Consider the following 7,862-nt stretch of genomic DNA (forward strand, 5'->3'; position numbering starts at 1 on the left):
CGAGGACCTCACCAACGGCCTGAAGATCAAGAACGCGGACACCACCAGCCCGCTCTTCCTCGACCGCTCCCAGGGCGACCCGGCACCCGTGGCGCGAGACGCCGTTCCCGGCGCTGCCGCAGGACTGCGTGAAGGCGGGGACGGGGTCCGGGTCGGGCACGGGAACGGGTACGGGCTCCGGGAGCGGCACGGGCACGGGGACCGGTACGGGCACGGGTACGGGCTCCGGCACCGGCACCGGCACCGGCACCGGCACGGTCACCGTGATCGGCAAGTGCGCGGTGCTGCAGACCATCCCCTCCCGCTTCGGCGGCTGGACGGTCGACCTGACCAACAGCCTCCGCAACGGCCCCAAGGCCGTACTGAGGGACGAGAAGGGCAAGGCGGTGTCCACCGTGAACCGCGACCGCCTCGAAGACCTCGCCAACGGCCTGAAGATCAAGGACGCCTACAGCACCGCCCCGCTCTTCCTCGACCGCTCCCAGGGCGGCGACACCCCCTGGCGCGTGACGCCCTTCCCCAAGCTCCCCAAGAGCTGCGTGAACACGGACACGGACAAGGGCACGGGCAAGGGCACCTCCGACCACAAGGGCACCGGCACCGGCGGCAACAGCGGCACCACCAAGACCACCCAGACCAAGGTCGTCCCGGCCGGCGGCGTGGCGGCGGGCGCCGAGGGCACCGGCGGCGGGCAGAACACCGCGCTGGTCGCGGGCGGCGCGGCCGTGGCCACGGCCGGCGTCATCGGCCTCGGCTACGTGGTGCGCCGTCGCCGCACCGGCGCGGGCGTCTGATCCCCCGTCACCACCGCATCCCTGGCGGGCCGCCGGTCGTCACCGGCGACCCGCCTTCCGCGTACACCCGAGGACACCCGATGACCACGCCAACCGCCCCGGACGCAACGGAGCCACCGGAAGCACCGCCCCGACGCCGCCTGCGGTGGATCGCGGTGACGGCGGCGGCCGCGCTCGCCCTCGGCGGCTGGACGACGGTCACCGCCCTGCGCGCCGACAGCACGGCACCGGCCGCGCACGGTCCGGCCGCGAACATCACCGCATCGGAGCCGCCGCCGTCGGCCGCGCCCACGCCGGCCGTGTCCACCTCCCCGCCCGCCCCGCTGCCCGCCGCCGAGCCGGTCCGGGTCCGCATCCCGGCCGCCGGCGTCGACACCGCGCCCGTCCTGGAACTCGGCCTCGCCGCCGACGGGACCGTCCAGGTGCCGTCCGTGGAACAGGCCGACCGCATCGGCTGGTACCGGGAGGGCGTCACCCCGGGGCAGACGGGACCGGCCGTCCTGATCGGCCACTTCGACACCGTCAAGGGCCCCGCGGTCCTGCGGAACGTGGCACGCGTCAAGCCCGGCGACACCATCACCGTCGACCGCGCCGACGGCACCACCGCCGTCTTCGCCGTACGCGCCCTGCAGCAGGTGGACAAGAAGCGCTTCCCCACCCAGCGGGTCTACGGCGACACCGCGCGCCCCGAACTGCGCGTCATCACCTGCGGCGGCGACCTGCGCGCGGGCCACCGCCCGGACAACATCATCCTCTACGCCGACCTGGTGCGGACCTCCGGCCGCTAGACGTCGCCCGCCCGCAGCCGTGCCACCTGTTCCGCGCCGAACCGCGTCGTACGGCGCATGTGCTCGACGATCACCCCGAGCTCGGCCTCGTCCAGGTCGTCGAAGAGGGCGTACCAGCCGCCGCCGAGCCGGTCCCACATGCGGCCGAACTCGGCGATGCGCTCCGGCACGGTCACCACGAGCACCTTGCGCCGGTCCGTCGCGTCCCGCTCCCGGCGCACATAGCCGGCCTTCTCCAGCCGGTCCACCAGCCGTGTCGCCGACCCCGTCGTCAGCCCCGTCAGCTCCGCGATCCGGCCCGTGGTCACGGGGCCCTCCTCCAGCGCGAGGAGGTTCAGGCACTGCACGTCCGTGGGATGCAGCCGCAGGTGGTCGGCGACGGCCTGGTTGAACAACGCGTACGACGCCATGTACCGCCGGGACACGCCCGACAGCTCCTCCAGCAGCCGCGCCCGCCCGTCCCGCGCCATCCGCCGCACCCCTTCGTTTGCGTGATGCAGAAAGCGTACGACGCAACGACAGCCCCCGCGCCGCGGCGATACCCGCCCGCCACCTGCTCAGAAGGCGTAAGCGTCCCCCGTGTCCAGCACCAGCACGTGGTGCCGGTCGTTCGCCGCGTCGCGGTCCACCACGCCGCCGCCCCACGCCGTGCCGATCTCCAGCCGCACCTCCGCCGGCCGGCCGCGCAGCCGCAGGTCGAGGTCGATGCGCTCGCCCACCTCGCCCGCGGCGAGCGAACCCGTCCGGCACACCACGTCCCGCTCGCCCGTGCGCACGCACCCGCCCGGCAGCCGCTGCCCGTCGGCGGCGAGCGGCACCGACCAGCGCAGCCGCACCGCGGCCTCCGGTACCGCCGCCGGGCCGTGGTTGCGCGGCGTCAGCTCGACCCGGACCCGTCCCCGGCTCAGCACCGCCGACCCGTGGTACGCGAGATCCGCGTCCCGCACCGCCTCCCCGGCGCCCGCCTCCCGCACCACCTTCCGGGCCCCCGGCCCGTCCCCCGGCCCGGGTGCCGAGACGGCGGCACCCGCCGGTCCCGCCACCGTGACCGCGCCGACCGCCGCCAGCGCCGTACCCCACATCCCAAGCCCGCGCACGCCACCCACTCCTCACCCGACCGTCCGGCACATCGCAGCCATGTATCCCCCGCCGCCCGCCCCGCAGGCGCCGTCCATCAGGTGACAGCGGGCCCCCGCACGGCGTGTGCCAAGCTGCCCGCATGTTCGTCCTCCGCTCCGCCGCCCTCTTCGTGCTCGCCGCTGTCCTGGAGATCGGCGGCGCCTGGCTGGTCTGGCAGGGCGTGCGCGAGCACCGCGGCCGGCTGTGGGCCGCCGGCGGCGTCCTCGCGCTCGGCGCGTACGGCTTCGTCGCCACCTTCCAGCCCGACGCCCACTTCGGCCGCGTCCTCGCCGCCTACGGCGGGATCTTCGTCGCCGGTTCCCTGCTGTGGGGCGCGGTGGCGGACGGCTACCGGCCCGACCGCTGGGACGTGGCCGGCGCCCTCGTCTGCCTGGCCGGAATGGCCCTGATCATGTGGGCGCCGCGCGGCAACGGCTGACCGGCCCCGCACCGGCGCGTCACCCGTGCCGCCTATCCTGGGCCGAGCCCAGCGCACAGACGTCCGAGGAGCAGCCCATGGCCACCGCCGCACCGTCCGCCGCCTCCCGTATCGCCGTCGTCACCGGCGCGAGCAGCGGAATCGGCGCCGCCACGGCCCGCCGGCTCGCAGAGGCCGGCTACCGCGTCGTCCTCACCGCCCGCCGCAAGGACCGCATCGAGGAGATCGCCGAGGAGATCAACGCGGCCGGCCACTCCGCCACCGCCTACCCGCTCGACGTGACCGACCGCGCCGCCGTCGACGAGTTCGCGACCGCGTTCAAGACCATCGGCGTGCTGGTGAACAACGCCGGCGGTGCCCTCGGCGCCGACCCGGTCGCCACCGGCAACCCGGACGACTGGCGCACGATGTACGAGACCAACGTCATCGGCACCCTCAACCTGACCCAGGCCCTGCTGCCCAAGCTGGAGGCGAGCGGCGACGGCACGGTCGTCGTCGTGTCGTCCACCGCCGGCCACGGCACCTACGAGGGTGGCGCCGGTTATGTCGCCGCCAAGCACGGTGCCCACGTGCTCGCCGAGACGCTGCGCCTGGAGATCGTCGGCAAGCCGGTCCGCGTCATCGAGATCGCCCCCGGCATGGTGAAGACCGAGGGCTTCGCCCTCACCCGCTTCGGCGGCGACCGGGAGAAGGCGGAGAAGGTCTACCAGGGCGTCGCCGAGCCCCTCACCGCCGAGGACGTCGCCGACACCATCGCCTGGACCGTCACCCGCCCCAGCCACGTCAACGTCGACCTGCTGGTGGTCCGCCCGCGCGCCCAGGCGTCCAACACCAAGGTCCACCGGGAGTCATGATGGCCGACGAGCCCGAACTGACCCCGGAACAGCGGCGGCTGGCCCAGGAGACCAAGGACGAACGCCAGGTGTGGATCTTCCTGGCGTACTTCCTTTTCGGCATTCACATCGTGGCGTTCGTGATGATCTACGCCGTCCGGCACGCTAAATAGGACTCGTGGACAGACACATACCCTTCGACGCCCTGCACAACTTCCGCGACCTGGGCGACTATCCGACCCCCGACGGCACCCACCGCGTCCGCCCCGGCCGCCTCTACCGCTCCGACTCCCTCGGCAAGCTGACCGAAGGCACCCGGGACTGGGACCGCTTCCTGTCCCTGGGCATCGGCACGGTCATCGACCTGCGCTACCCGTGGGAGATCGAGCGCTCCGGGCGCGTCCCCGAGCACCCGTCGCTCACGTACCACAACCTGAGCATCGAGCACCGCCCCTACGACCAGGCCGCGTTGACGGCCGACATCGACCCCGGCCCTTACCTGGCCGAACGCTTCATGGAGGTCGCCCAGGACGGCGTCAAGGAGATCCGCGCGGCCCTGGAGACGATCGCCGAATCGGCACGCTCCGACACCCCCGTGGTCTTCCACTGCGCCTCCGGCAAGGACCGCACCGGCGAGATCGCGGCCCTCGTCCTCGCCCTCCTCGGCATCGACGAGGAGACGATCGTCGAGGACTTCACCCTCACGGAACTGGCGACCGAGGCCCTGCTCGCAAACTGGCGCACCCGCAACAACGGCGCCACCCCCACCTGGCCCGGCTGGGGCCGCGCCCCCGCCGCGGTGATGCGCCTGTTCCTGACGGCCCTGAAGGAGCGCCACGGCAGCGTCGAGGCGTACGTCGCCCAGTCCCTTGGCCTGGACGCGGAAGCCCTCTCGGCCACCCTGCGCGAGGCCCTCCTGGAACCGCGCCCCACCACCCATCCGCCCCTGACCTTCCGCAAGGCCACCGAGGCGGACGCCCCCGCGCTGGTCCGCCTGCGCGACAGCGCGGCACTGTGGCAACTGGCCCGCGGCATCGACCAGTGGAAGCCGGGCGAGAAGAACGAGGCCCACTTCGTCCACCGCATGAAGGAGGGCGAGGTCTGGCTCACCTACGCGGGCGAAACCCTCACCGGCGCCTGGGAACTCTGGTGGACCGACGAGGCCGCATGGGGCCCCCGCCCCGACGACGCCGGCTACATCCACCGCCTGATGACGACCCCGCACACGGCCCCACCCGGCACGGGCCGAGCGATGCTGGCCGAGGCCGAGTCCCGCATCACGGCGGCGGGCCGCCCCTACGCCCGCCTCGACTGCCTCTCCACCAACCCCCGCCTGCGCGCCTACTACGAGTCGGCGGGCTACCGGGTGGTGGGAGAACAGCCGGCGAAGACGGACGGCGGCGGCAGCCCGTACGCCGTGACCCTCCTGGAGAAGCGGCTCAGCCCTTGACGCAGACGACCTGCTTCAGCTTCGCCACGACCTCCACCAGGTCCCGCTGCTGGTCGATGACCTGCTCGATCGGCTTGTAGGCGCCCGGGATCTCGTCGACGACGCCGGAGTCCTTGCGGCACTCCACACCCCGGGTCTGCTCCTCCAGGTCCTTGGTCGTGAAGTGCCGCTTGGCCGCGTTGCGGCTCATGCGCCGGCCCGCGCCGTGCGAGGCGGAGTTGAAGGACTTGTCGTTGCCGAGGCCCTTGACGATGTACGAACCCGTGCCCATCGAGCCCGGGATGATCCCGTAGTCGCCCGAGCCGGCCCGGATCGCGCCCTTGCGGGTCACGAGCAGGTCCATGCCGTCGTACCGCTCCTCCGCCACGTAGTTGTGGTGGCAGGAGATCTCCGGCTCGAAGGTCGGCTTCGCCTTCTTGAACTCCTTGCGGACCACGTCCTTCAGGAGCGCCATCATGATCGTGCGGTTGTACTTGGCGTACTCCTGCGCCCAGAACAGGTCGTTGCGGTACGCCGCCATCTGCGGGGTGTCCGCCACGAACACGGCCAGGTCGCGGTCGACCAGGCCCTGGTTGTGCGGGAGCTTCTGGGCCACGCCGATGTGGTGCTCGGCGAGTTCCTTGCCGATGTTGCGGGAGCCGGAGTGCAGCATCAGCCAGACGGAACCGGTCGTATCCGTGCAGACTTCGACGAAGTGGTTGCCACTTCCGAGCGTTCCCATCTGCTTCGTGGCGCGCTCCTGGCGGAACTTGACCGCTTCGGCGACACCCCCGAACCGCGACCAGAAGTCGTCCCACCCGGCCGTGCCGAAGCCGTGCAGCCGGCCCGGGTCCACGGGGTCGTCGTGCATCCCCCGCCCCACCGGAATCGCCTGCTCGATCTTCGAGCGCAGGCGGGACAGGTCGCCCGGGAGGTCGTTCGCCGTCAGGGACGTCTTCACGGCCGACATCCCGCAGCCGATGTCCACCCCGACCGCCGCCGGGCACACCGCGCCCCGCATCGCGATGACCGAGCCGACCGTCGCGCCCTTGCCGTAGTGGACGTCCGGCATGACGGCCAGGCCCTTGATCCACGGCAGCGTCGCCACGTTGCGCAGCTGCTGCAGCGCGCCCTCCTCGACCGTCGCCGGGTCCGTCCACATCCGGATCGGCACCTTCGCGCCCGGCAGCTCCACGTACGACATCTCGGGTACCTCATTCCCCCGGAAAACAGAACAAAAGTCTTGAATCGCAAAAACCGGTGCCAAGGTCGATGAAAAGGACAACGGACCGGCATCCACAGCCATGCGTGCGATACACATGGTGCACAGGGGGCGGCCCCGTGCGGCAAGCGAATAACCAGCGCGGACAGCGACCGTCCCGCCCCGTCGAGAGGAGCCCCACCCGTGCAGCGCAAGGCGTACGTAACCGGCACCGTCGCCGTTCTCGCGGCGCTGCTGGCCGCCTGCACCAGCGGCTCCGACGAGGGCGGCCGCAGCGACAACTCCAACCCCGGCGGGCCCGGCACGGCCACCGCCGCCGCCGAGCCCGGCAAGTACCGCACGCTCCCCGAGCCGTGCGGCGTGGTCGGCCACGACACCCTCGACGCGCTGCTGCCCGGCATCAAGGAGATCGCCGACGAGGAGCAGCGGCAGCGGGCGTACGCGGGCGAGGCGTCCCTGACGTACAACACGGACCGCAAGGTCGGCTGCCGTTGGAAGGTGGAGTCCGCGGCCGCGACCGACCATCTCTCCGTGGACTTCGAGCGGGTCGTCTCCTACGACAACGCCGTCAGCGACGACAGCCAGGCCGAACAGCTCTTCGCGCGCCTGCAGACGGCGGCCGACCTGCCGGCGCCGAGCGCCTCGGCCACCGCGGACTTCGGCACGGCGAGCCCGTCCGGGAAGCCGTCCACGACGGCGCCCTCCGCAACACCCAGCACATCGCCGTCCGGGTCCGTCTCCGGGTCCTCCTCCCCGTCGTCCTCGCCCTCCTCCACCGCCGAACTCCAGCCCCGCACCCTGGACGACGTCGGCGACGAGGCGTTCCTCGACGACCAGCTGGGCGGCCCCGGTTCGACGGCCAAGCAGCGCACGGTGACTGTGGCGTTCCGCACGTCCAACGTCATCGTGACCATCCGGTACGAGGAGTCGCCGACGACCGTCGGCGTGGTCCCGGACAGCAAGGAAATGCAGGACAGGGCCCGGAAACTGGCGGCCCGGCTGGACGATTCACTCTCCGGCTGACCCGCCCCGCGCTCCCGGCCGGCGCCGTCCGGAAAGCGGACGAAGCTCGACCGCGCGGTCTGCGCACCGCGTACCGTGGCCCCTCGGACCCGATCCGACCGCAGGAACCACGAGCCACATCGAGTGAAGGAACCATGCAGCGACGAGCCCAGCGTGACGACCAGCGTGAGATGCGAGAGAAGCGCCCGCGGCGCAGCCGCCTTCTTGTCTGCGCG

Annotated in this window: 10 protein-coding genes; 7 read left to right on the top strand and 3 right to left on the bottom strand. The window is 72.4% G+C overall.

All coding sequences use genetic code 11. The features are described 5' to 3' along the window. Nucleotides 1–128: 128 nt before the first annotated feature. The gene (locus tag C3489_RS37470) at nucleotides 129–794 is read left to right on the top strand and encodes a hypothetical protein (RefSeq protein WP_103786606.1); all 666 of its coding nucleotides are present in this window, start codon (nucleotides 129–131) and stop codon (nucleotides 792–794) included. Nucleotides 795–874: 80 nt separating this feature from the next. Further along, on the top strand, nucleotides 875–1,582 hold the full coding sequence (locus tag C3489_RS37475) for a class F sortase (RefSeq protein WP_103786607.1): 708 nt from the start codon (nucleotides 875–877) through the stop codon (nucleotides 1,580–1,582). On the opposite strand, the gene C3489_RS37480 is transcribed toward C3489_RS37475, so the two are convergent. Beyond that, nucleotides 1,579–2,052, bottom strand: coding sequence for a MarR family winged helix-turn-helix transcriptional regulator (locus C3489_RS37480; RefSeq protein ID WP_103786608.1), 474 nt, complete (start codon nucleotides 2,050–2,052; stop codon nucleotides 1,579–1,581). The two genes, C3489_RS37475 and C3489_RS37480, sit on opposite strands and share 4 nt — an antisense overlap. Nucleotides 2,053–2,139: 87 nt before the next feature. Further along, nucleotides 2,140–2,679 (bottom strand): hypothetical protein, encoded by a 540-nt coding sequence (locus tag C3489_RS37485; protein ID WP_258055130.1) that lies wholly within the window; start codon nucleotides 2,677–2,679, stop codon nucleotides 2,140–2,142. A gap of 122 nt (nucleotides 2,680–2,801) precedes the next feature. Between C3489_RS37485 and C3489_RS37490 the strand changes: the two genes are divergently transcribed. The 4 genes from C3489_RS37490 (at nucleotide 2,802) to C3489_RS37500 (ending at nucleotide 5,423) form a co-directional block, all read left to right on the top strand. Further along, entirely contained in the window at nucleotides 2,802–3,140 is a 339-nt protein-coding gene (locus tag C3489_RS37490; protein WP_103786609.1) for a YnfA family protein, read from the top strand. A gap of 77 nt (nucleotides 3,141–3,217) precedes the next feature. Then, nucleotides 3,218–3,994, top strand: a complete 777-nt coding sequence (locus tag C3489_RS37495; protein ID WP_103786610.1) for an SDR family NAD(P)-dependent oxidoreductase — start codon at nucleotides 3,218–3,220, stop codon at nucleotides 3,992–3,994. Further along, complete coding sequence (locus tag C3489_RS38935) at nucleotides 3,991–4,146, top strand: hypothetical protein (RefSeq protein WP_181139999.1); 156 nt, start codon at nucleotides 3,991–3,993, stop codon at nucleotides 4,144–4,146. The genes C3489_RS37495 and C3489_RS38935 overlap by 4 nt, the downstream gene beginning before the upstream one ends. Before the next feature lie 5 nt (nucleotides 4,147–4,151). After that, nucleotides 4,152–5,423, top strand: a complete 1,272-nt coding sequence (locus C3489_RS37500) for a tyrosine-protein phosphatase (RefSeq protein WP_103786611.1) — start codon at nucleotides 4,152–4,154, stop codon at nucleotides 5,421–5,423. Here C3489_RS37500 and C3489_RS37505 read toward each other — a convergent pair. Beyond that, on the bottom strand, nucleotides 5,413–6,606 hold the full coding sequence (locus C3489_RS37505; RefSeq protein WP_103786612.1) for an RtcB family protein: 1,194 nt from the start codon (nucleotides 6,604–6,606) through the stop codon (nucleotides 5,413–5,415). The genes C3489_RS37500 and C3489_RS37505 overlap by 11 nt on opposite strands. A 201-nt stretch (nucleotides 6,607–6,807) precedes the next feature. On the opposite strand from C3489_RS37505, the gene C3489_RS37510 reads away from it, so the two are divergent. Then, entirely contained in the window at nucleotides 6,808–7,647 is an 840-nt protein-coding gene (locus C3489_RS37510; protein ID WP_103786613.1) for a hypothetical protein, read from the top strand. Nucleotides 7,648–7,862: the final 215 nt, after the last annotated feature.

Source organism: Streptomyces sp. Ru71, from assembly GCF_002920535.1.
Classification (GTDB): domain Bacteria; phylum Actinomycetota; class Actinomycetes; order Streptomycetales; family Streptomycetaceae; genus Streptomyces.